The following is a 20,713-nucleotide window of genomic DNA, read 5'->3' as shown; positions in this document are numbered from 1 at the left end:
TATACCTATAGAGGCAACGTAGCACGGCGGCTAAAATCAGTATAAGTATACTGAATTTCAAACGTTTGACCAAAACCTAAGAGATAAAGAAAACAAGATTTCAGCATCAGACAACGTAGCAACCAATGGTACGACGAAACTGCTACGTTACTTCCTCCAGTTTCTCTGCCGAAAACGCTACGGCTCGCTCCGTGAATAGCACTTTGGTAGCGGCCCAGGTTGTTCGAAACAATTCACTACGTCGGTAGGCTTCAAGAGCATCCGCTGATTCCCATAAACTGTACGTCATGCGAACATTGGGTTGGTCGGGGTCGCGGAGAAGTTCGAGGTGGTAATTTCCGGGGAATGCCCGAATCTGTTGTTTCGACGTATCGAAAATAGCCTGAAAATCGGCCAGCTTATCCGGCTGGAACGTCATGCGAACAATACGAACGAGCATAGTTTTAATGAATAATGGTTTTCAATTGCGGTTAAAAACAAGATAGCCTTTGCTTTTCATTTTTCATCGCACCGGCGATCCGGTATTCATTTTTCATTAAACTATGAACTATCGCACATTTGGCCGAACGGGCTGGCAGGTTTCTGAAATTGGTTACGGTATGTGGGGGCTGGCCGGCTGGACAGGCTCCGATAAACAGGAGGTTCTTCGCGCCCTCGAACGCTCCGTAGAATTGGGCTGCAACTTTTTCGACACGGCCTGGGCGTATGGCGATGGTGTCAGCGAAGAAGTGTTGAACCAGCTCCTGAAAAATCATCCTGATAAAAAACTGTACGCAGCTACCAAAATTCCGCCCAAAAACCGCAAATGGCCTTCAAGGCCTGACTATAAGCTGAGCGATGTTTTTCCGGCGGATTATATCGTAGAATACACCGAAAAAAGCCTGAAAAATCTTGGCGTCGAAACAATTGACTTACAGCAGTTTCACGTTTGGGAAGACGGCTGGGCTGAGCAGGATGAATGGAAAGAGGCCATTACCAAACTCACACAACAGGGGAAAGTGCAGGCGTGGGGCGTATCGGTTAATCGCTGGGAGCCAGAGAATTGCCTCAATACGCTACGTACCCGGCTGATCGATGCTGTTCAGGTTATCTACAATATTTTCGATCAAAATCCCGAAGACAACTTATTCCCGCTTTGCCGGGAATTGAACATCGGAGTGATTGCCCGCGTACCGTTCGATGAAGGAACGCTTACGGGTACGTTGACGAAAGAAACGACGTTTCCGGCCAATGACTGGCGTTCTACGTATTTTGTTCCGGAAAATCTCAACGCCAGCGTCGACCATGCTGAAGCGTTAAAGCCACTCATTCCAAACGGGATGACTATGCCCGAAATGGCGCTACGTTTCATTCTGAGCAATCCCGATGTTCACACGACCATTCCGGGTATGCGTCAGATACGGAACGTAGAAGCCAACATTGCCGCCAGCGATGGCAATGCTCTCACTCCTGAATCGCTCCGTGACCTGAAAGGCCACCGTTGGGATAGGACGCCAACGAGCTGGAGCCAATAATGGTTTATGTATGAAGTAGGATATATGATGCATGAGTTGCTGCATCATATATCCTACTTCATACATCCCCTAGTACTCCTGCGAAAGCGGGTGAACCATGAATTCGTCGATCACTACGTGTGCCGGACGGCTGACGATGAACAGCATCGACTCGGCCATGTCCTCGTTTTTGAGCCAGCTTCCCCGACTCTCCTGCCGGTGGCCTTCGGCGTGAAAACTTGAATCGACCAGACCAGAGTAGACGCCCGTCACTTTGATGTTGTAGGGACGAACTTCCTTACGTAGCGCCCCCGTAAAGGCTTCCTGTGCATACTTACTGGCCGTGTATAAAGCCCCGCCCGCAAACGTCCGTTTTGCTACGTCGGAGGCAACCACTACGATATGACCGTTACGTTGCGATTTCAGGAAAGGCAGCGCGGCTTTGGTCAGCAGGAACGTACCTTTTACATTCGTCGCCATCAGATCGTCCCATTCGGTGGCCGAAATCTCGTCGATGTTTTTGAAAACGCCGTACCCGGCATTGTTAATCACTACGTCGATGTGATGAAACTGTTCGAGGGTGGTTTTTACTACGTTAGCCATGTCAGCTTCGTTGCTCACATCGCCCGGAACAGCCACGATTTTGCCCCGAACGTGGCCCTCCGTAGCTTCTTTTTCAAGCGCAGTTAGCTCGTCGGCGTTACGTGCCGTAACCACTACGTTGGCACCATGATGAGCCAGCATCAGGGCCGTTGCGCGGCCAATTCCCCGCGATGCACCCGAAATAATGACGGTTTTATTTTCTACGTTCATACAGAATTCTTAGTTCAGAAAGGCCGCAAAGGTACACGCAAAGTTCGCAAAGAACGTAGCGACTTACGACCTTTACGTTCGCTTCATAACAACAAAACCATGTACGATTCACTCACTGACAAGCTAAATCAACTGGAACAGAAATTCGCAGCTATGGGGCAGGATATGGCTTCGTATCTCGAAGGGCTGCTCCAGGCCGATTACCTGACGTATTGGGATTACATTCACCTCGAAACATTATTATCACTCCAAAATCCTAAAACTGCCTACCCAGACGAACTGATTTTCGTTACGTATCACCAGATTACAGAACTGTATTTCAAGCTAATACTCCACGAAGTCGAACAGATTGCCAACATCGACGTATTGACCGCCGATTTCTTTGTGGCACGTGTAGGTCGCCTGAATCGCTATTTCACGCTGTTGGAAGAATCGTTTGGCGTGATGATTATGGGTATGGAGCGGGAACAGTTTCTGAAATTTCGAATGGCCCTGCTACCATCGAGCGGGTTTCAATCGGTGCAGTTCCGGCAAATCGAAATCGTCTCGACCAACTTTCGAAACTTACTGGTTTCGCCACCTGAAGAACCAGCTTACATTTCTGATCTGTACGAATTTATGTACTGGAAACAGGGCGCTACTGAACTCGCTACTCAACAACGTACCCTCACGCTCCGGCAATTCGATCAGCACAATGCGTCGAAACTTATTCAACTAGCTGAAGCTTACGAAGGCAAAAATCTGTATCAGCGTTATCAATTTTTGAAACAGCAAAATCAGGTTAATGCAGACGTAATAAAGGCACTTCGCGAATACGACTGGCGCGTGAATATTCGTTGGAAGTTGGCTCATTTACGGTCGGCGGTGCAGTATTTACACAAGCAACCTGAGGATATTAAGGCAACAGGCGGCACCAACTGGCAAACGTACCTACCGCCTAAACAGCAGCAAATTCTATTTTTCCCCGAACTCTGGACCGAAGCCGAACGGCAAACGTGGGGGCAGTCAGCCGAATTACCTACCAGTGAAGAGTAATTGATTAACCGCAAAGAGCACCAAGGATTTCGCAAAGGATCGCAAAAAACACTGACTATACTTTGCGATCCTCTGCGAAATCCTTGGCGCTCTTTGCGGTTAACCTAATTTCTGTTTCCTGAAATACCGAATCGTTTCGCCGAAGTTCATACCCATTGCCAGCCCACGTATTGCCTCTACGAGCCGTTTTTCTTTGGTCTCCGGACTTTTAGCATCCTCAATCCATTTGCTGAAATACTGCTGATGGCTTTTCGCCAACGTATCGAAATGTCGTTTCGCGCCGGGGTCATCGTCCAGACAGGCGAGCAGGTCAGCCGAAAGGGCAAGTGGCTCATCGTCAACTTCCAACGTAACACGGACGGTCGTTCCTTCGTCGTGCTTTCCCATACCCCGACGCATGGCTGCGTTGATGGGCATCATAAAGCCGCCTTCCAGGCCGTCGGTGATACGTTCCACAGAACGACCGAGGGGTAACAGTGCAATTTGGTGAATGGGAAAATCGTCGAGCGTTCCCTTTACCCGGAACGTTTTTTTCTGGCCGGGTTTCAGTTCATCCGTTACGTTAATCGGAATTTCAATATACATCCAGCGCGTCTTATCGCCTTTTTCGCCGAACTTGAGAAGGGTCGTAGTAAACGAGGGCATGATTGACTTGTACAGAGTTACAAATTAACTCCATTCAGGCAACTTTTGCTCGTTCCGGTTTTTGGATAGTGTCGCAGTTTTATGCGGCCAACGCTACGTATACCCGCGCTAACGGGGCTCGATTTAACCTGAGTTTTACGTACTCGTACTAATTATTGAGCATTTTTTATTACCCCACAAACAAAATCTCATCGGCCAGCGCTTTTTCGTACTTCTCTTTATCGAAACGGTACAAATAAGGCGCTTTGTGGGCTCCTCCGGTTTTTCGTTCCTCCAAGCGCTCCAGAATGTCGTAGCCGAGCATCCGCTTCTGAAAATTTCGCCGGTCAAGCGATTGGCCCAGAATGGTTTCGTAAAGTTGTTGTAAATCAGGCATCGTGAACTTCTCCGGCAACAAATTATAGCCAATCGGCTGATACGTCAATTGCCGACGTAGCGTTTTCAGTGCCAACGTAATCATGTCGTTATGATCGAACAGGAGCGGTGGCACCTGATTGATGTCCCACCAGCGGCATTCGTCCGTGAAGAAATCGGGCGTCGGTACTACGTTGGCAAATTCGACCAGCGCGTAATACCCAACCGATACGTCGCGATTGGAAAATTCCTGCAAATCTTCCTCAGCCAATCCTAGTCTTAACATCGTCTGTTCCTGACTAAAATGAACGTAGCGCCTTGTGTCGCCAAAGGTGTGAAACTGTTGTAAGAAAATTTCGGTCAGGCCAGTACGTCCGTGTAAGCTCCGGTAAGCCGCATCGTCCAGACTCTCTTCATGGCGGATACGTCCTCCCGGCAAACACCAGTCTTCGGTGTTCTTCCAACGTAGCAGCAGAACTTTTAGCTGCCCATCGTGAAAACCGAAAATGACAAGGTCTACCGATACGGACGGCAAAAAATCCGTTTTAAACTCCTGAATTAACCGCTGTACTTGTTTTTTGTATTCCATGAAGAAATTTTAATAACAAATATAGTGTGTACAGAATACACATTGGTTAAGAAATACGTATCATTGTGTAAAATTTACACATCTCCTATGATACGTTATTTATCTTTATTACAACCATATCGAATGGCAGCTATGCTTAGTGTAGGTGCCATCGGTCTTTGGGCGTACTCGACAAGGCCATTGACGGCCCCCGGCGATAAACCCGATGAAAATCGTTTCACAAAAATAGTACTAGCCGAGAAACTGAATGAACCTCTAGAAATGACCATTCTGCCCGATGAGCGGATTATTTTTATCGAACGGCATGGAAACGTTCAGCTTTATTCACCAACGACGAAGCAGGTAAAAACTATTGCGACGATTCCGGTCAGTACGAAGTATAAAGATAAGGAAGGGACTGAAACTGAGGCCGAAGATGGCTTACTAGGGGTAAACATCGACCCAAACTTTGCCAAAAACCATTGGATTTACTTTTACTATTCGCCCGCTGGTACCGAACCCAAGAACATCCTGACCCGCTATGAGATGAAAGGCGACGAACTAGTCCTTTCCTCGAAAAAGGTGCTACTGGAAGTGGCAGTTCAGCGAGAACAGTGCTGTCACACCGGCGGCTCAATCGATTGGGACCGCGACGGCAATCTGTACCTTTCGACCGGCGATAACACCAGCCCACGTGCTACGTTATACGCCCCCATCGACGAGCGGCCCGGTCGTGGTCCCTGGGATGCGCAGAAATCGTCGGGGAATACAAACGATCTTCGTGGAAAAATACTACGTATTCACCCCGAAGCTGACGGTACGTATACAATTCCAGAAGGAAACCTATTTCCAAAAGGCACCGCCAAAACGCGCCCGGAAATTTATACGATGGGTCACCGAAACCCGTATCGTATTGCAGTCGATAAACACACGGGTTACTTATATTGGGGCGATGTAGGTCCCGATGCGGGTGCTGATTCGGCGGGTGTCGGGCCACAGGCTGAGGACGAATATAATCAGGCGCGAAAGGCTGGGAATTTCGGCTGGCCTTATTTCGTAGGCGACAATAAAGCCTACAACGACGTAGATTTTACCACCAATAAATCCGGCGATAAGTTCGACCCGGCCCATCCACTCAATGACTCCCCGAACAATACGGGCCTGCGCGACCTCCCTCCTGCTCAGCCAGCTATGATTTTTTACCCGGCTGCCGACAGCAAGAAATTTCCCTTTATGGGTACGGGCGGACGTAGTGCGATGGCTGGTCCAACGTATTATCAGGATGATTTTAAAGGTGCCAAGCGTGCATTCCCGGAATATTACAACGGCAAAACGTTCCTCTTCGAGTGGATGCGCGACATGATCCTGTCGGTTAGCTACGATAGCGAAGGCAAAATGAATAACGTAGAGCGGTTTCTGCCCAACATGGCATTCAGCCATCCCATCGACATGGCGTTCGGCCCAAACGGCGACCTCTACGTACTGGAATACGGCACCGGCTGGTTCCTGAAAAACGACGACTCCCGGCTGGTCAAAATTGAATTCAACGCCGGAAATCGAAAACCGAACGTAGTGGCTTCGGCCAGTCAGAAAGTGGGCGCAGTTCCGTTGAAAGTTACCTTATCATCGGAAGGGACGAAAGATTTCGATGGCGACGCGATGACGTATCAATGGCGAGTCGTGTCGAAAGCTGGTGGTCAGCCAACGCTTTTGAACGGGCCTAATCCAACCTTTACATTCCAGAAACCCGGTCAGTACAAAGCGATTCTGACCGTAACGGATGCGCACGGCCTCAAAGATTCACGCGAAATCGACGTATTGACAGGCAATCAGCCCCCGGCTGTCGAGTTAGCGATTACGAAGGGTAATAAGAGCTTTTACTTTCCTGGGGAGCCAATTGCGTATCAGGTGAACGTAGCAGATAAAGAGGACGGCAGTCTGGCAAGTGGAAAAATCCTTCCGAAACAGGTAATGGTTCGGGCAACGTACCAGAATGAAGTCGGTTCGCAGGGAGCCAGTGAGGCAGGACACAAATTTTCAGAATCGACGTATCTCGGTACGGGTAAAGTACTGATGGAAAAAAGCGATTGCAAAGCCTGCCATTTCACCGACAAAAAATCCGTTGGTCCATCGTTTATCGACGTAGCGAAACGCTATAAAAGCGACGCCAATGCCGTAGCAAGTCTGTCGAATAAAATCATCAAAGGTGGTGGGGGCGTCTGGGGCGATGCCATCATGACAGCCCACCCGCAGTTGGCCTCAGCCGATGCTGGTGAGATTGTAAAATACATCCTGACTCTATCAGACAAGAAAGTCGCTACACCAACGCTTCCCACAAAAGGAACGTATACCCCTGGCAAGGAAGAAAAAGGAAATCTCGTTTTGCAGGCATCGTACAAAGACAAAGGTGCTAATGGAATTGCGGCCCAAACCACGGAAGAGGCTCTGACGCTACGTAATCCGGTTGTGGCGTTGGGTTCAAGCAACAGTCAATCGAAGGGTGTTACGTTATTCAAAATGGCGACCCAGCCTTTCCCGATTGTTATTGTGATGGCGTCGGGTACCAACGTAGCGTTCAACAAAATTGATATGACAGGTATTCGGTCGATGGAATTTGCGGTGGCGGTTCCCAAAGCGCAACTCATCTGCGTTGGCGGACGTATCGAAGTTCACCTTGATTCTCCCGAAGGGCAATTACTTGGTCAAACAGAGGAGCTTACTCCTAATCCAAGCAATGATCCCGCCGACATATTTAAGCTCAGCAAGGCTAAGGTGAACGTAACGCCAGCTAGCGGTCAACACGATCTATATTTTGTGTTTAAGAATGAAAAAGCGGGCAAGTCTCCGTTGTTCGTCCCAGCTACTGTTGAATTTTCTAACTGATTTCACCCCTCTCCTCTCCTGAATTCAGGAGGGGGCTTTTTTATCAAAATCATGACCCAATCACGTCGCCAATTCCTGAATCAACTCGGCCTGACAGCCGCCGGTATGAGTCTGTCGTCTGTGCTTCCTATGCCTTCCTTCGCCGATACGTCTGCCAAAAAATTCAACTTTGAGATTTCGCTGGCGGAGTTTTCGTATTTCCCGGACATCATGTCGGGTAAGATGACAAATCTGGATTTTCCGGCAAAAGCAAAAAAGGATTTCGGCATCAATGTACTGGAATACGTATCGATGTTTTTCAATAACAAGCATACCGATCAAGCGTATCTAAAAGACCTTAAACAACGCTGCGATGATTTGGGGATGAAAAACAATCTCATCATGGTCGATGGAGCCAACATTGCCGATTTAGATGCTGCTAAACGCGAAAAAGCTGTAGAATCGCACTACGCCTGGGTTGATGCCGCTAAATTCCTGGGATGTAGTTCCATCCGGGTCAATCTGGGTGACAGTTCCAAAGCCCTGACCGGAACACCAGACGACCCGGCTGAAGAAGCCGCTAAAGCAGCAGCTGATGGTTATCACAAATTGCTCGAATTTGCCGCCAAGTCAAAAATGAACGTAATCGTCGAAAATCATTTCGGTAACTCCACCGATATCGACTGGCTGGTGGGCGTTCTGAAACAGGTCAACATGCCTAACGCTGGTCTGCTACCCGATTTTGGAAATTTCTGCCAGCAACGTAGCAAACCCGAAACCAATGACATAAAGGGTATCATGGGCACCAAATGCCTGAAGGAATTTGACAAATATGAAGGTGTGAAGAAAATGATGCCCTACGCCAAAGGTATCAGCGCCAAAACGCACAAGTTCGACGCTCAGGGCAACGAACCTGATATCGATTTCCGACGCATGTTCAAGATTATTAAAGACGCTGGCTTCAGTGGTTACGTCGGTATTGAATACGAAGGTGGCGTAATGAATATGTACAACCCAACTGGCGGTTACCTATCCGCTACCGATGGCATTCGTGCTACTAAGGTTTTGCTGGAGCGTGTTCGAACTGAATTAGCTTAATTTTTTGTAACACGGAGATTCACAGAGGAAATAGTTAAACCTCTGTGAATCTCCGTGTCTCCTCTTTGCATCTCTGTGCCTAAACCTACAAAATCATGACACGTAAACTACTGAAAATATTCCTGGGCATCGTAGGTGTTCTGGTATTCCTAATCGGTGGATTTGTCGTTTTTGGCATGTATGTTACCCGGACGCTCCCCTGGCAGAAACCTGTATTTGATACGGCTCGCCCCGCCGATCCGGGCGCGGTGGGCGACAAAGGCATATTAATTTTCTCCAAGACAAACGGTTTTCGGCACGAATCCATCGAACCGGGTATTGAAGCGCTGAAAAAAGCTGGTAAGGGTTGGGATGTACGTAGTATCGAAAATGGCGCGTTTTTCAACGACGATTATTTGAGTCGATTCAAAGTCGTGGTCTTTCTATCAACTACAGGCGATATTCTGACTTCGGAGCAGGAAAAAGCCTTTGAGAGATTTATTGAAAACGGCGGTGGCTACGTCGGTATTCACGCGGCTTCCGACACGGAATACGCCTGGGACTGGTATGATCACATGCTCGGCACGCACTTCCGCGACCACCCGCTTTACCCGGAACATACGCCCGAAGCCGAAATCATCACTGACGACCGGACGCACCCGACAACCAAACATTTGCCCTCAACATGGCGTAGAAAAGATGAGTGGTATAATTTCAAACAGAGCGTTCGCGGCAAAGACAGCATTAAAGTTTTACTGACACTGAACGAAGCTACGTATAAAGCTACGTGGCCCAAAGCCATGGGTGGTGATCATCCGATTTCGTGGATCAATACCGTTGGGCAAGGACGTATCTTCTATACGGGCATGGGCCATACCGACGAAACCTTCACTGATAAAAATGCCTTCCCGCACATTGTAGCGGGTATTGAGTGGGCTGGCCATTTCTAAGTGAATGTATTAAAAATGAAAAAAGCGGCTCGATGGCCGCTTTTTTCGCTTTGTCATGCTGAGGAACAAAGCATCTTAATTATCCTTATCCGCGAATTTAGATGCTTAAAGATCCTTCGTTACTCAGGATGAAAAAATAGTCATAGACAAAAATTTATTTTCCGTCGAAGCTCTGAATCATGTTCCGATACATCGTTGATGTTTTCCACTGACCACCGGCAATGATACGACGGATGGTGTAGAGTGGCATTTGATCGTCTGGTTTATCGGCTAGCGTAAAGGCGGCTGCGTAACCCCGTTTCTGCAATTCAGGTAGTGCCTGTTTGTTCCATAAGCCAAACGGATATGCAAAGTATTTTACTGGTTTACCCGTGATGGCTTCAAGTTTAGCTTTTGGCTCTTCAATCTGGATTTTCCAGTCGTCACCCTGATATTTCTTTACGTTGTGGTGATCCCAGGTATGTGCACCGATGGTATGTCCACGATCCGACAGGTCCTTGATCTGCATTTTGTCCATATATGGCTGTTTCCCACGACGACCAATCGCAACGGTCATAATGAAAAATGCGCCTTTGAAACCGTGTTTCTCCAGAATCGGAGCGGCTGTTTCGTACTGGTCCAAATCGCCATCATCGAAGGTAATCATGACGGGTTTAGATGGCAGTTTGGCACCTGTAGCCAGATACGCATACACCTGATCGGGCAGAACGGTATGATAGCCGCTATCGGCCAGCATCTGCATTTGTTCTTTAAATGATGCTACCGGAATGATGTAATCTTTCGCGGTTTTCGAATCACTGGCCCGCCAGTCGCGAACCTGGTGGTAACACAAAACAGGTACCTGTGGCCGCGCCAGAATCGTTGCCGCATTAGCGATTTTATCCGCTGGAATGGTCGATGGATCAGGGGCTGACGTAGCAGCTTCGGCCCCTTTAGGTTTGTCGGCAGAAGCCGACGTAGCCGTTTTTTCGGTGGTAGCTTCGTTGGCGGTCGACCCTTTTGACTGACAACTCGTAAGACTGTTGGAAACTACAATAGAGAGGATAAGCGCTGTAGAGAGCGATAAAACTTTTCGCGTAAACATAGTTTATGAATATTCTTTCAAACTTAAGTAAAACCAGAATGATGTTAGTATGATACGTTGAAAAATATTAGTCAAATTTTAGGCCAAACCGTTTGACATTGACATGTAGTATATTCTGATGCTTTTTGTCATGCTGACGCAGGAAGCATCTTAAAGCATCCAAACGGGTCAGTAAAGATGCTTTAAGATGCTTCCTGCGTCAGCATGACAACCTAAAACGAATCGGGCTTCCTAAAATTTCCTCGAAGAAATCTTAAGAAGCCCGATTTACTGTTTAATACGTTCCCGCGATTACATAGCTTGTTTTGTAAATTCACCGGTTGCTCTCAGTTCAACCTCTTCGCTCACAGGCATAGCACCAGAACCACCAACGCCAAAATCCGTACGTTTGATTGTTCCAACTAATTTAAAGCCTACTTTTTCTGGTCCAGGTTTTCCATCACGACCCTGCATTTGTTTGGGTCCTACCATCGTTCCATCCAACGTAACAGGCTTGGTCACGCCATGTATAGTCAGGTCGCCGGTTAACTTGAATTTGTTGTCAGCCACTTTCTGGAATGACTTGCTTTTGAAGGTCAGCGTTGGGAATTTGGCAGCATCGAACCATTTCTCACTCTTCATATCGCCGTCACGACGTTCGTTGCCAGTGTCGATACTGTTCACGTCTGCGCTGTATTCAAACACAGCATCCGAGAAATCAGGTTTTGACGACGTTATTTTGGCTTCGAATGTTTTAAATTGACCGTCTACCTCCGCCAGCATCATGTGCGTCACCGTAAATCCTACTTTAGCGTGGGATTTGTCCAGGGCCCAGGTCTGAGCGTAAGAAGTTGAAAAAGCCAGCAGCATCGATGCCGCAAGTAGCAAAGGTTTGAATTGGTTCTTCATTGGTAAATAAGTGGTTGGTTTATTGTTGGTTTTAATCTAAAGTCAATTTACATTAAAATTTACCGAGGGCGGCCACCGCCAGTCGGAGCCGATTGCTGTTGCTGCTGGGGCTGACCACCATCATTACCACCTTCGCCTGCTTTTACGTCATCATTATTTACCGAGCGAGCTTTCCGGCGAGGTGCGTCAAAACTCATTTTACCGATACGGTACGTAAAGGTCAGTTTTACGTTTTGATTGTATAACCGGTTCACACTCACTTGCGATAGAATCGGAGAATCCAGTTGGGTACGCATCACAACGCCATTGCCAATGAAGTTTTCTGCCGCCAAACCAACGCTACCTCGTTTGTTGGCCAGATCTTTCCGGATACCGAGCGAGTACATGTAGAACCCGCCCTGCGTTCCCTGCAATTGTGGCATCGGTCCACGGAAGAAGCTGAAAACCTGTGCGCTCCAACCTTTGTCGAGTTGTAATTGGCTCATAAGACGTCCGCCAATGCTGATACCGGTATTACTGATTGTCATCGACTTACCATCCAATCCGGGCGTGGCACCCTGCATATACACGTAGTACCCATCAAATCCACCGTTCAAACTCCATTTTGAGGTTAAGTTGGTGTTGAAGAACACGTTAGCACCCATGGTACGTTGCACCCCGATGTTCTGGAACGTAGTCAGGATTGCCCCTGCCGGAAAATCATACAGCGACGTATCAACCGGAATTCGAACCTGCGTAATGGCGTTGTTGGTCAGTCGGCCAAATACCGATACGTTTAGATACGTTTTTTTGATGGTTGAACTCAGGCTCAGTTCTGCGTTGTCGGTCAGTTCGGGGCTGAGGTTCGGATTACCCTGCATAATCATCTGCGGGTTAGCAGCGTTTACGTTCGGATTAAGTTGCTGTAAACCAGGTCGCTGAATACGGCGGTTGTAGGCAGCTTTTAACGTAGTACCGGCTTTCAAGCTTTTCGATACGTTGATACTCGGCACCAGGTTACCATAGCTCGGAATATTCAGCGGTTTGTTTTTCACAACCTCCGTCGATTGGTTGGCCGTAATGCTCGTGTGTTCGTACCGCGTCCCGATTTTGAACGTGTATTTGCTCGGCGTTACGTAGGTATACGAAATATAGCCAGCGCCGATATTCTGATTGTACGATAAAGCGCCAGTTGGGTTGTTAGGATCGATTGACAACTCACCAGATCCACCACCAATCAGGTATCGATAATCGCTGTCAACTTTACGCATGATGGCTTTACCACCGAATTCAAGCAATTGATTTTTCTTGATGGGCGTCTGATAATCAGACTGAATTGTCATTTCCTGGTTGACGTTGTTATTCAGGTTCTGCTGGCGCGCGCTTAGAGCCCCCGTACTGGTGAGAACGTCGGCAAAGAAATTATTGGTCAGGTTGGTGCGGCTGTATTGGGTCGAAATACTCCACTCCTGCTGCGGTTTGAAGGTGCGGATATAATCGAGGTTCATGTCCACCGAATTCGACAAATCTTTCCGGTCTACGTCACGATTCATCTGACTAATCAGTGATTGGCCCGAATACGTACTGGTCAACTGGTTTTGCTCCTGGATAAAATTCCGCGTACCAAACCGCACGTTGGCCGACAGCGACTGATTTTTCGCCAGATCGTAATCGAAGCCTAAGTTATATTGGCCAAATATGGGCTTATCGAAGGCTGAATTATCCTGGAGGGTACGTAGGGGTTGCGTACCAGAACGTGTCGTCTGATCGAGCGTCGACGAAGCCCGGTTGTACATCATCCGGCCAAAACCACCCAACGTAATACCTAACTTACCCTGCCGATACGACCCATTGAGGCCGAGGTTTGATGCCCGCAGACCAACGCCAGCATCTACGTTCAGCGTTAGACCGTGCAGCGTATTCTTTTTAGTAATAATGTTGATGATACCAGCGGCTCCCTCAGCATCGTATTTTGCTGACGGACTGGTAATTACTTCCACCGTTTTAATCATATCGGCGGGAAGCTGTTTCAACGCATCGGCTACGCTTGCCGCTACGATGGTCGACGGTTTGTTGTTGATCAACACCCGAATATTCTGGCTACCACGTAGTGATACGTTCCCGTCGAGGTCGACTGACAGCATCGGTACGCGCTTCAGAATGTCACTGGCGTCACCGCCTTTGACTGCAATATCTTTATCGGCATTGAAAACCAGCCGGTCAACTTTCTCTTCAATGAGCGCGGCCTGACCCGTTACCACAACTTCACCCAGTGTGCGAACGTCGGGAGCCAGTTTAACCGAACCCATTTTCAAGTCGGTTCCTTTGACAATGGTGAAAGGTTTGGAATCCGAATTTTTATACCCAATGAACGAGTACTGAAGCCGGAAATCGCCCGGAGCCAGTTTGCTTAACGTAAAATTCCCCTTCGCATCGGACGTAGTACCGTCGACTGGTTTATTCGTTTTCGTACTGATAAGCGCTACAGTGGCAAATTCGACAGGCTTACCGGACAATGAATCGACCAAAAGCCCCGATATTTTACCATTGCCTTTTGGTGCATCGTCAGCCACACCCGTAAATTCCTCTTTCTGACGGCGTCCGTCCTGCTGCCGACCAAACCCACCCGGACCGCCGGGGCCACCACCCGGAGGGCCAAATTGAGCGTAAGTTGCCTGGATTTTTGTGAAACCACTCCAGAGTCCGATTGTTAATAAGAGAAGTAATTGTTGCTTACGCATTATTATTTCGATTCAAAAATTCGGAAGCAAAACAACATACGGGGTTTTAATCCATAAAATGGAATAGACTGAGTCGCCAAAAAAATCGGCAGAAAGTCGATTTTAGCCGATGAATGGTTTTATACACAGGCAATTAATGTAGTAACGCCGTTTATCGGCAGAAAGGCCCAAACTATCGGGAAAATCAGGGGAACAGCCGATTGAACAGACAAAAGCCGTCAATTCGCCGTAAACTTGTAGCTTTCAATTGATTATGGCCAGTACATTATTTCCCCGCCGATACGTTCCGCTGCTGAGCCATGTACTGGGCTGGTTCCTGCTGGGCTATTTCCTTTTCTTTCAAATCATTACCTCTGACTTTCGTATCCCGGATGTATTCTGGGTTCGGCAGATTATTTTCTTCAGTCTGATGGTTGGTGCATTTTATCTGAACACGCAAATCCTGGTGCCCAGATTGTTGCTTCCCGGCCAGACAACCCGGTACACGCTGACCGTTTTGGGTATGGTTGCTCTGTTAATGGCTATTTTAGCCGGTATAGAGTACGGCTTCGATTTGCCCAAAGTGATGCACCGGACATTCCATCCAAATGGCGACGGACGACCAAAACTGTATGGCTGGATTCAACCAACTTTGTTCGCGATTATACTGGTCCTGTGCATCAGTACGAGTATTGCGATGCTCCAGAAATGGCAAACCGACGCCAATATTCGAACCGCACTTGAACAGGCGAAAACTACCTCGGAACTCTCGTTTCTGAAAGCGCAGATTAATCCACATTTCTTTTTCAATACGTTAAATAACATCTACGCCCTCACGCTGATCGACGTAGAAACAGCCCGCGAAGCCCTCCACCGACTCTCGCGTATGATGCGCTACGTCCTCTACGAAACCCAGTCGGGTACTACGTTATTAAGTAAAGAGATTGCTTTTCTAAGCGACTATATCCAACTGATGCAACTTCGGCTGACGGACAAAGTAACTGTTACGTTCGATACGCCCTCGCCCCTACGCGACGAGCCTATTGCACCAATGCTCTTTCTGCCATTCGTTGAAAATGCCTTCAAACACGGCGTCAGCGCCCTCGAACCAAGCTGGATTCACATTGATATTCAGCAACGGGAGCGACAATTATTGATGGAAGTCCGTAATACGTTGTTTCCGCAAAAATCGACCTCGCTCGAAGTGGGGAATGGCATTGGTCTGGTGAATACCCGGCGTCGGCTCGATCTACTATATCCGGATCAATACGCACTAAATATTGATGACCAGCCGGGCGACGGCGAATACCGTGTACACCTAACGCTGAACCTCCAATGACGCTATCCTGCATTGCGGTCGATGATGAGCCGCTGGCGCTGGGGCTGGTTTGCGCCTTTACCGAAAAAACGCCATTTCTGAAACTGACAGGCCGTTTCAGCAGTGCCGTAGAAGCATTACAACATGTATTGCAAAATCCGGTCGATGTAATTTTCCTCGATATCCAGATGCCCGATCTCACCGGCCTTGAACTGGCTCGTGTACTGGAACGTAGCAATCGAGGGCCACAAACCACACGTATCATTTTTACAACCGCCTTCGATCAGTTTGCCCTCGACGGCTACCGGGTCGATGCGCTGGATTATCTGCTAAAACCATTCAATTACGAAGAATTTCTGCGCGCTGCCAGCAAAGCACGTAGCTATTTCGAGTTGGTACAACGTACCGAAACAATACCCGTTGCCCAACCTTCTACCCCTCCGGTTACGGTTCCTGTTGAGGCTACCGACGATTATTTGTTCCTAAAAGTTGAATATCAGTTGGTGCGGGTAGCTTACAGCGACATTCTGTATATCGAAGGATTGAAGGATTACGTAAAAGTTTATCGACAAAGCGAACCCGGAAAGCCTTTATTGTCGTTAACCAGCCTGAAAACGCTGGAAGAGAAATTACCAGCCCGTCAATTTATGCGTGTCCACCGGTCATTCATCGTCGCCCTCGATCGCATCAACGCCGTCACCCGCAACAGCGTACAAATTGGTCCGACTACCATTCCCGTCAGTGACCAGTACAAAGAGGTTTTCGGTGAGTTTATCAGCCGATGGCTTTAAGGAACGTAGCGTTTAGCGATTGAATGACTGCTGAACTTTCTTGACAAAATCGGCAGATACGCCCGCAACATCGGCAATTTGCTCAGTTGTCAGGTTTAATTTTTCGAGCAGATTCTTCACGAATTTTTCCTCTGCTTTTTGGTGTCCTCTGATGTAGAGATAATCGTTCTCTGCATCAATGTATTTGTCCATGTTCCGAATCATATCGTCAAATTTTATACGGTCAGCCGTTGCTGGGCAATTTTAGCTTTACTGACACAAAATTGCCCAGGTGCCGTTCTATAGACGTATTACCCGGCTCAACGTCTCAACATGGAATTAAATAAGTCAAAAAGCCGTTTAAGACTATAGCACAACTATGGTATTGAATAACTCACTCCGTTTTCTTACGATTGGTTTACTAGCGGCCTGGTTTAGCGGTTGTACGGGCGTGGGCCCCGGTTCGAATCTGTTTCGCCCCTCATCGCCCCACGAACAATACGGGCAATCGCTGAAGGAAGCCAAACTCGATCGCACAGCTTTAGGAACCGACTGGATTTCAGCAGGTGAACGCGCCCTTCGAGACTCGCTTAAGATTACAATTCCCTACCGCGAAAGTGGCTATTTTTCGTCTAGTAAAGCATTTGCTGTGGGTTACCGGCTCGATGCGCAAAAAGGCGACCGTTTTCTGGTGAAAGTGGAAACGCAGGGCCAAAAAACCGCCCAGATTTTTATCGATGTATTTTCTATCGATACTAAAAATCGGCTGGACTTGATTACGGCTTCCAAAGCCGATACGAACGTACTGATTTGGGAACCTCGCCAAACGCAAACGCACCTGATCCGTATTCAGCCCGAATTGCTACGTAACGCCCAATACACCATTACCATCACCCGCGAACCGTCGCTGGCTTTTCCGGTAAAAGGGCGCGACAGCCGCCAGATTAGCAGTTTCTTTGGTGCCTCCCGTGATGGTGGTCGTCGGCGGCACGAAGGGGTCGATATTTTTGCCCCCAAAGGAACACCTGCTGTGGCATCGGTAAATGGTATTGTCACAGGCGTTGGCACGAATAGTCTGGGCGGCAACGTAGCATTCCTTTCGGACGACGAACGTAACATCCGGCTCTATTACGCCCACCTCGACCGCTGGAACGTAACGAACGGGCAACGCGTATCGGTTGGCGATACCATCGGCTTTGTGGGCAATACCGGTAATGCACGTACCACCGGCCCACATCTGCATTTTGGTATTTATGGATTCAATGACGGCGCTACTGACCCTTTACCGTATATCCGGCTCGGTCGTGGTCCGGCCAAACAGGTGATGTTATCGCCATCGCGTTTGGGCGATTCGGTACGTATATCGGCGGTTCGTTCGCCGGTTCGCTTGGCTCCTCACGGTGATGCACTCATACTACGTGACTTACCCAAATCTTCACCCATGACCATCGTGGGCGGTACGGAGGCCTGGCTTCGGGTTGAACTTCCTGATGGGCTGACTGGATACGTAGCAGGTAGTACTACCGAAGTTACTAATCGCCCGTTACGTCGGCTTACGTTAGCTGCATCAGGCAACTTGTTGGATGCGGCCGATACGCAGGCATCGGTCATGAATACGCTGCCTGCGGGGGCCGCCATCGATGTACTGGCGCAAACCAATACGTATCAACTGGTACGTAATACGAATGGGCAAACGGGCTGGCTCTACTTGCCGCTGGCAACCAATAAACCTACGAAAACGACCGTTCGTTAAAATGTGCTAAAAATACTGTTTAGAAATAATCTTAATTAACGAAAGCGCTCTATCTTTGTACGTTCATTTTCGCAGTCATGACCAGTAACATACCCGTAACGTATCAGGAAGTCTTCAAAACAGATAAAGGTGTTGTTTATCAGTGTGATGCAACTCATCGGTTGATTCTCGAATTCTGGGATACACACACGCAGTTTTCAGCGAGGGATTTTACTCACTTTCGTCGGATGGTCGAAACGGTCGATATTCGTCAGATGGCACTTAGCACAGCGGCTGAACACGACGTTGAAATTCTGGCGCTTCCCCGCTCTGAACGGTGCTATGTATTGACACTCTGCGAAATCGTTCATTTACGCGAACTCCTCAGCGGTGCCCGGCTCATGCTCGAACTGAATTCGATGCTTCGGGAATGTGGCTGTACGGTGGCCGAATAGGCATAAATAGACTTCTTCTAAATTTTCTGAGAATCAACCGGCTGTGTAACAACGACCGGTTTTTTTGTGTTGTTTTGTCATACGAATAGCTCACCGGAAACGGACATTCATCATGAAAGATTTAGCAAGACTACGTACCGCGATAAAAGAAAGTGTTGAGCTGGCTCTCAACCAACAGATACAAATGGAACTGACGGCCTCATCGAAGTACCTGGCGATGGCTGGCTGGTGTGACCGGATGGGTTACGACTATAGCGCTGGTTTCTTCTACAAGCAATCGGAAGAAGAACGGAAGCATGGTATGAAGCTTTTCCACTACCTCTGCGACCAGGGCGCAACGGCCTATTCACCCGAAATTCCCGCTGTTAATCAGGAGTATGATTCACTACGTTCGGTGTTCGAAGCCGTTCTGGAACAGGAAATTGCCGTAACGGATTCTATTAACCGGATTATCGCTATCTGCCGTCGCGAAAACGATTTTGCCACCGAAGAACTGCTGAAGTGGTACGTTAAAGAACAAATGGAAGAAGAATACATCGCGCGTCGCTGCCTCGATCTGATCGACCAGATTCCAGCTGACCAGGTGTACTACCTTGATAAAAAATTGTCCAGCGTTACGTACGAGGACAACGTTTTCGAATAACCAACCTATGATAAAGCGCAAAAAGGCATCCGAACTGGATGCCTTTTTTTGTTCGGGGAATCGGAATAGTTATTTCAGATTCTGACTTCCATCTGGCTGATACAGATACCGAAACGTATAATAACGGGCGGCACTGGTAGCATCAGGATTAGCCGGAGCGCCCTGGTAGTAGCTCAGAATTTCCATTTTTGCATACTTGCCATCGCCGGTACGTATCACGAACACTTTTCCGGGAATGGGCGAAATAATGTTAGTCGCCTGATTGTAGTTATACCAACCCTGTCCCGCTGCCGCCGTAATAGCTAGCGATGTAGCACTCTGATCCTGCGCGAATGAAGCAGAAGTAGGTACCGCCGTCAGTGCATCGAACGTACCAGTATGGGTGTAGGCTCCCCCCTGCCCGCTACGTAGCGGGCCACCGTTGATAATGATGGTCGTTGATCGGAAACCAATGTCCCATTTATTAGTCGCCGAATCGGTGTTGGCAACCTGCTTGCCATCTTTGAAACTGAACAGGGTAAATTTACCCGTCGCTGCAATCGGCTGTTGCCCACTGACAGATGAAACACTGGTCGGGTTAGCGGCCAAACTGTTTACCGTGACAGCCGTGGGCGGTGCAACTACTACAGGATTATCTTCTTTTTTACAGGCAAAAAATGCGGTGCTGATACAAACGGTCAGCAGAATTTGATTGACACGCATAATCGTATTAGTCAGTAATTGTGATTGTTAGGTAATTGTATTCTTAATTCAGTACGTTGCATTCCAGGCCTGCTTTTGTCAGTAATCGGATGACGTCGGCTTCGGTTAATGACTCAGCTTCGATACGTAGTACACAGTCTTCAAGGTCAATACTCCAGCGGCAGATTCCTCGAAGCTTGCATAAACGACAAGCTGCACGATGGACCCGCTCGTCGGTGTTTATATTGGTTCGAAAGACAAGCACAGCCATACTTCATTCGTCTTAATTCTGAGCTTTCCGCAGCATCTCAATCCAGTGAAGTCGCGACACTGCTTTACTGAGCAATTTTCGCAATTCAATTAATTCATGAGGCCGAAAACTGAAGCTTAACGAACTTAACGGTGTACTCAGATGAATACGTTCTTCGTAAGGGTAAGCATCAAAATAAGCGACCGTGTCGATACTCCGAACATTCCATTCCAACGCCAGAAAATCCTCATAGCAAAGCCATTGCGAAATGTTATTAAACTGTAGCGAAATGTTGTGACTGTCAGACTCGTCAGAGCTGTTAGACGTAGCATCTCCATAGAGTACAATACGTCCGCTGACAGAATCGGCTAACAAATGACATTGGCATTTCATACA

At 48.1% G+C, this 20,713-nt stretch carries 21 protein-coding genes; 10 read left to right on the top strand and 11 right to left on the bottom strand.

Going from position 1 to position 20,713, the window contains the following annotated elements:
- Positions 1 to 142: 142 nt before the first annotated feature.
- Positions 143 to 439: a putative quinol monooxygenase gene (locus IC229_RS00670; protein WP_190884996.1), complete on the bottom strand. Its 297-nt coding sequence runs from the start codon at positions 437 to 439 to the stop codon at positions 143 to 145.
- Between the two features lie 103 nt (positions 440 to 542).
- Here IC229_RS00670 and IC229_RS00665 point away from each other — a divergent pair, with 103 nt between their 5' ends.
- Positions 543 to 1,514 carry an aldo/keto reductase gene (locus tag IC229_RS00665; RefSeq protein ID WP_190884995.1) on the top strand — a complete coding sequence of 324 codons (972 nt, stop codon included), beginning with the start codon at positions 543 to 545 and terminating at the stop codon, positions 1,512 to 1,514.
- Positions 1,515 to 1,583: 69 nt separating this feature from the next.
- Here IC229_RS00665 and IC229_RS00660 read toward each other — a convergent pair whose 3' ends face one another.
- Complete coding sequence (locus IC229_RS00660; RefSeq protein ID WP_190884994.1) at positions 1,584 to 2,306, bottom strand: SDR family oxidoreductase; 723 nt, start codon at positions 2,304 to 2,306, stop codon at positions 1,584 to 1,586.
- Positions 2,307 to 2,405: 99 nt separating this feature from the next.
- On the opposite strand from IC229_RS00660, the gene IC229_RS00655 reads away from it, so the two are divergent.
- Positions 2,406 to 3,341: a tryptophan 2,3-dioxygenase family protein gene (locus IC229_RS00655; RefSeq protein WP_190884993.1), complete on the top strand. Its 936-nt coding sequence runs from the start codon at positions 2,406 to 2,408 to the stop codon at positions 3,339 to 3,341.
- Positions 3,342 to 3,440: 99 nt separating this feature from the next.
- Here the strand turns inward: IC229_RS00655 and IC229_RS00650 are convergent, their stop codons facing one another.
- Together IC229_RS00650 and IC229_RS00645 are read right to left on the bottom strand one after the other, a co-directional pair.
- Positions 3,441 to 3,986: a YdeI/OmpD-associated family protein gene (locus IC229_RS00650; RefSeq protein WP_190884992.1), complete on the bottom strand. Its 546-nt coding sequence runs from the start codon at positions 3,984 to 3,986 to the stop codon at positions 3,441 to 3,443.
- 169 nt (positions 3,987 to 4,155) lie between these two features.
- Positions 4,156 to 4,929, bottom strand: a complete 774-nt coding sequence (locus tag IC229_RS00645; RefSeq protein WP_190884991.1) for an NUDIX hydrolase — start codon at positions 4,927 to 4,929, stop codon at positions 4,156 to 4,158.
- Positions 4,930 to 5,016: 87 nt separating this feature from the next.
- On the opposite strand from IC229_RS00645, the gene IC229_RS00640 reads away from it, so the two are divergent.
- From IC229_RS00640 to IC229_RS00630, 3 genes are all read left to right on the top strand, one after another.
- Positions 5,017 to 7,791, top strand: coding sequence for a PQQ-dependent sugar dehydrogenase (locus IC229_RS00640; RefSeq protein ID WP_190884990.1), 2,775 nt, complete (start codon positions 5,017 to 5,019; stop codon positions 7,789 to 7,791).
- Positions 7,792 to 7,842: 51 nt separating this feature from the next.
- Positions 7,843 to 8,868 carry a sugar phosphate isomerase/epimerase family protein gene (locus tag IC229_RS00635; protein ID WP_190884989.1) on the top strand — a complete coding sequence of 342 codons (1,026 nt, stop codon included), beginning with the start codon at positions 7,843 to 7,845 and terminating at the stop codon, positions 8,866 to 8,868.
- A 95-nt stretch (positions 8,869 to 8,963) separates the two neighbouring features.
- The gene (locus IC229_RS00630; RefSeq protein WP_190884988.1) at positions 8,964 to 9,797 is read left to right on the top strand and encodes a ThuA domain-containing protein; all 834 of its coding nucleotides are present in this window, start codon (positions 8,964 to 8,966) and stop codon (positions 9,795 to 9,797) included.
- Positions 9,798 to 9,951: 154 nt separating this feature from the next.
- Here IC229_RS00630 and IC229_RS00625 read toward each other — a convergent pair whose 3' ends face one another.
- From IC229_RS00625 to IC229_RS00615, 3 genes are all read right to left on the bottom strand, one after another.
- A complete protein-coding gene (locus IC229_RS00625) occupies positions 9,952 to 10,881 on the bottom strand; it encodes a polysaccharide deacetylase family protein (protein WP_190884987.1) in 930 nt (309 codons plus the stop codon).
- A 291-nt stretch (positions 10,882 to 11,172) separates the two neighbouring features.
- Positions 11,173 to 11,769, bottom strand: coding sequence for a YceI family protein (locus IC229_RS00620; protein ID WP_190884986.1), 597 nt, complete (start codon positions 11,767 to 11,769; stop codon positions 11,173 to 11,175).
- A 59-nt stretch (positions 11,770 to 11,828) separates the two neighbouring features.
- Entirely contained in the window at positions 11,829 to 14,489 is a 2,661-nt protein-coding gene (locus tag IC229_RS00615) for a TonB-dependent receptor domain-containing protein (protein WP_190884985.1), read from the bottom strand.
- A 253-nt stretch (positions 14,490 to 14,742) separates the two neighbouring features.
- Here IC229_RS00615 and IC229_RS00610 point away from each other — a divergent pair, with 253 nt between their 5' ends.
- Together IC229_RS00610 and IC229_RS00605 are read left to right on the top strand one after the other, a co-directional pair.
- Positions 14,743 to 15,807: a sensor histidine kinase gene (locus IC229_RS00610; RefSeq protein ID WP_190884984.1), complete on the top strand. Its 1,065-nt coding sequence runs from the start codon at positions 14,743 to 14,745 to the stop codon at positions 15,805 to 15,807.
- Positions 15,804 to 16,577 carry a LytR/AlgR family response regulator transcription factor gene (locus IC229_RS00605; protein WP_190884983.1) on the top strand — a complete coding sequence of 258 codons (774 nt, stop codon included), beginning with the start codon at positions 15,804 to 15,806 and terminating at the stop codon, positions 16,575 to 16,577. The genes IC229_RS00610 and IC229_RS00605 overlap by 4 nt, the downstream gene beginning before the upstream one ends.
- Before the next feature lie 12 nt (positions 16,578 to 16,589).
- Here the strand turns inward: IC229_RS00605 and IC229_RS00600 are convergent, their stop codons facing one another.
- Positions 16,590 to 16,781: a hypothetical protein gene (locus IC229_RS00600; protein ID WP_190884982.1), complete on the bottom strand. Its 192-nt coding sequence runs from the start codon at positions 16,779 to 16,781 to the stop codon at positions 16,590 to 16,592.
- A 154-nt stretch (positions 16,782 to 16,935) separates the two neighbouring features.
- On the opposite strand from IC229_RS00600, the gene IC229_RS00595 reads away from it, so the two are divergent.
- The 3 genes from IC229_RS00595 to IC229_RS00585 all read left to right on the top strand — a co-directional run bounded on the left by IC229_RS00595 (position 16,936) and on the right by IC229_RS00585 (position 19,386).
- Positions 16,936 to 18,309, top strand: coding sequence for a peptidoglycan DD-metalloendopeptidase family protein (locus IC229_RS00595; protein WP_190884981.1), 1,374 nt, complete (start codon positions 16,936 to 16,938; stop codon positions 18,307 to 18,309).
- 77 nt (positions 18,310 to 18,386) lie between these two features.
- Complete coding sequence (locus IC229_RS00590; protein WP_190884980.1) at positions 18,387 to 18,743, top strand: hypothetical protein; 357 nt, start codon at positions 18,387 to 18,389, stop codon at positions 18,741 to 18,743.
- Positions 18,744 to 18,855: 112 nt separating this feature from the next.
- Positions 18,856 to 19,386, top strand: coding sequence for a ferritin (locus IC229_RS00585; RefSeq protein WP_190884979.1), 531 nt, complete (start codon positions 18,856 to 18,858; stop codon positions 19,384 to 19,386).
- A 69-nt stretch (positions 19,387 to 19,455) separates the two neighbouring features.
- Here the strand turns inward: IC229_RS00585 and IC229_RS00580 are convergent, their stop codons facing one another.
- Genes IC229_RS00580 through IC229_RS00570 form a run of 3 tightly spaced genes read right to left on the bottom strand, consistent with a single transcriptional unit; the run spans position 19,456 to position 20,710 of the window.
- Complete coding sequence (locus IC229_RS00580) at positions 19,456 to 20,088, bottom strand: HmuY family protein (protein WP_190884978.1); 633 nt, start codon at positions 20,086 to 20,088, stop codon at positions 19,456 to 19,458.
- 43 nt (positions 20,089 to 20,131) lie between these two features.
- Positions 20,132 to 20,338, bottom strand: coding sequence for a hypothetical protein (locus IC229_RS00575; protein ID WP_190884977.1), 207 nt, complete (start codon positions 20,336 to 20,338; stop codon positions 20,132 to 20,134).
- Positions 20,339 to 20,350: 12 nt separating this feature from the next.
- Positions 20,351 to 20,710: a DUF6686 family protein gene (locus IC229_RS00570; protein WP_190884976.1), complete on the bottom strand. Its 360-nt coding sequence runs from the start codon at positions 20,708 to 20,710 to the stop codon at positions 20,351 to 20,353.
- Between the last annotated feature and the right edge of the window lie 3 nt (positions 20,711 to 20,713).

This window comes from Spirosoma profusum, from assembly GCF_014699005.1.
Classification (GTDB): domain Bacteria; phylum Bacteroidota; class Bacteroidia; order Cytophagales; family Spirosomataceae; genus Spirosoma; species Spirosoma profusum.
The sequence above is the reverse complement of the archived record's forward strand: the minus strand, read 5'-3'. Positions and strand labels throughout refer to the sequence as shown.

Bases quoted from the DNA above. Each gene is read 5' to 3' on its own strand.
- IC229_RS00670 (WP_190884996.1), bottom strand. From the start codon at position 439: ATGCTCGTTCGTATTGTTCGCATGACGTTCCAGCCGGATAAGCTGGCC.
- IC229_RS00665 (WP_190884995.1), top strand. From the start codon at position 543: ATGAACTATCGCACATTTGGCCGAACGGGCTGGCAGGTTTCTGAAATT.
- IC229_RS00660 (WP_190884994.1), bottom strand. From the start codon at position 2,306: ATGAACGTAGAAAATAAAACCGTCATTATTTCGGGTGCATCGCGGGGA.
- IC229_RS00655 (WP_190884993.1), top strand. From the start codon at position 2,406: ATGTACGATTCACTCACTGACAAGCTAAATCAACTGGAACAGAAATTC.
- IC229_RS00650 (WP_190884992.1), bottom strand. From the start codon at position 3,986: ATGCCCTCGTTTACTACGACCCTTCTCAAGTTCGGCGAAAAAGGCGAT.
- IC229_RS00645 (WP_190884991.1), bottom strand. From the start codon at position 4,929: ATGGAATACAAAAAACAAGTACAGCGGTTAATTCAGGAGTTTAAAACG.
- IC229_RS00640 (WP_190884990.1), top strand. From the start codon at position 5,017: ATGATACGTTATTTATCTTTATTACAACCATATCGAATGGCAGCTATG.
- IC229_RS00635 (WP_190884989.1), top strand. From the start codon at position 7,843: ATGACCCAATCACGTCGCCAATTCCTGAATCAACTCGGCCTGACAGCC.
- IC229_RS00630 (WP_190884988.1), top strand. From the start codon at position 8,964: ATGACACGTAAACTACTGAAAATATTCCTGGGCATCGTAGGTGTTCTG.
- IC229_RS00625 (WP_190884987.1), bottom strand. From the start codon at position 10,881: ATGTTTACGCGAAAAGTTTTATCGCTCTCTACAGCGCTTATCCTCTCT.
- IC229_RS00620 (WP_190884986.1), bottom strand. From the start codon at position 11,769: ATGAAGAACCAATTCAAACCTTTGCTACTTGCGGCATCGATGCTGCTG.
- IC229_RS00615 (WP_190884985.1), bottom strand. From the start codon at position 14,489: ATGCGTAAGCAACAATTACTTCTCTTATTAACAATCGGACTCTGGAGT.
- IC229_RS00610 (WP_190884984.1), top strand. From the start codon at position 14,743: ATGGCCAGTACATTATTTCCCCGCCGATACGTTCCGCTGCTGAGCCAT.
- IC229_RS00605 (WP_190884983.1), top strand. From the start codon at position 15,804: ATGACGCTATCCTGCATTGCGGTCGATGATGAGCCGCTGGCGCTGGGG.
- IC229_RS00600 (WP_190884982.1), bottom strand. From the start codon at position 16,781: ATGATTCGGAACATGGACAAATACATTGATGCAGAGAACGATTATCTC.
- IC229_RS00595 (WP_190884981.1), top strand. From the start codon at position 16,936: ATGGTATTGAATAACTCACTCCGTTTTCTTACGATTGGTTTACTAGCG.
- IC229_RS00590 (WP_190884980.1), top strand. From the start codon at position 18,387: ATGACCAGTAACATACCCGTAACGTATCAGGAAGTCTTCAAAACAGAT.
- IC229_RS00585 (WP_190884979.1), top strand. From the start codon at position 18,856: ATGAAAGATTTAGCAAGACTACGTACCGCGATAAAAGAAAGTGTTGAG.
- IC229_RS00580 (WP_190884978.1), bottom strand. From the start codon at position 20,088: ATGCGTGTCAATCAAATTCTGCTGACCGTTTGTATCAGCACCGCATTT.
- IC229_RS00575 (WP_190884977.1), bottom strand. From the start codon at position 20,338: ATGGCTGTGCTTGTCTTTCGAACCAATATAAACACCGACGAGCGGGTC.
- IC229_RS00570 (WP_190884976.1), bottom strand. From the start codon at position 20,710: ATGAAATGCCAATGTCATTTGTTAGCCGATTCTGTCAGCGGACGTATT.